The organism is Vibrio sp. Vb1574 (assembly GCF_033338675.1).
In genome coordinates, this window is sequence record NZ_JAWOTC010000464.1 from 1 (window position 1) to 1,042 (window position 1,042).

General features: G+C 46.8%; 1 protein-coding gene. It reads right to left on the reverse strand.

Annotated elements, in window-relative coordinates; genetic code table 11:
- A partial coding sequence (locus R7O12_RS26895; protein WP_318127118.1) for a sulfatase-like hydrolase/transferase occupies window positions 1-894 on the reverse strand: 894 nt, incomplete at its 3' end.
- Window positions 895-1,042 lie beyond the last annotated feature (148 nt).

The following is a 1,042-nucleotide window of genomic DNA, read 5'->3' on the forward strand; positions in this document are numbered from 1 at the left end:
TGTGTTTTTCTCACCACGGAAAGGACCAAATGCTGCATCAGGCCAGGTCGCGTTCATCGGGCCGTTATCGGTGGTGTAAATCACGATGGTGTTGTCGGCCACTTTCAGATCATCCAGTTTATCTAGCAACTCACCAACCATGTTGTCGTGCTCTACCATACCATCTGCGTATTCACCCAAACCTGTTGTACGGTTTTCTTCTTTCACATGCGTCCAAATGTGCATGCGCGTTGCGTTGTACCACAAGAAGAACGGCTTGTTCGCTTTAACTTGACGCTCCATGAAATTCATTGCCGCGTCTAGCGTTTCTTGGTCGACCGTTTCCATGCGCTTACGCGTCAAAGGACCTGTGTCTTCAATTTTGCCATCGGCATAAGAATGGATTACGCCACGCGGGCCAAAGTTTTTGCGGAACGCAGGATCTTTCGGGTAATCAGGGTTTTCAGGCTCTTCTTCCGCGTTCAAGTGGTAAAGGTTACCCATGAACTCATCAAAACCGTGGTTTGTTGGCAACATTTCATCTTTGTCACCAAGGTGGTTTTTACCAAATTGGCCTGTCGCGTAGCCCATATCTTTCAGTGCCGTCGCCATTGTAATGTCTTGCGGCTGAAGACCTTGCTCTGCACCCGGTAGGCCTACTTTCGTCAAACCGGTACGGATTGGCATTTGACCAGTAATGAAAGTACTACGACCCGCAGTACAAGATTGCTGCGCGTAGTACGCAGTGAAAAGCGCACCTTCTTGCGCAATTCTGTCGATGTTTGGTGTGTTGTAGCCAAGCATACCTTGGTTGTAAGCAGAGATGTTACCGTAGCCGATGTCATCACCCATGATAACCAGCATGTTGGGTTTAGAAGCTGCTTGTGCGGCAATCGGAGCAGCCGTTGCAAGCATCGTGAGTACTAGAGTATTTTTGCGAAAGTTCACGTTTTTTATTCCTTCACGTTAAAAACTTTCTTTATGGTATGCCTGCTGAAAAAACGATTGAAGTTATACAAGATATAACCAAATCTCATCTCAATTGGCATAGCATTGCAATAAC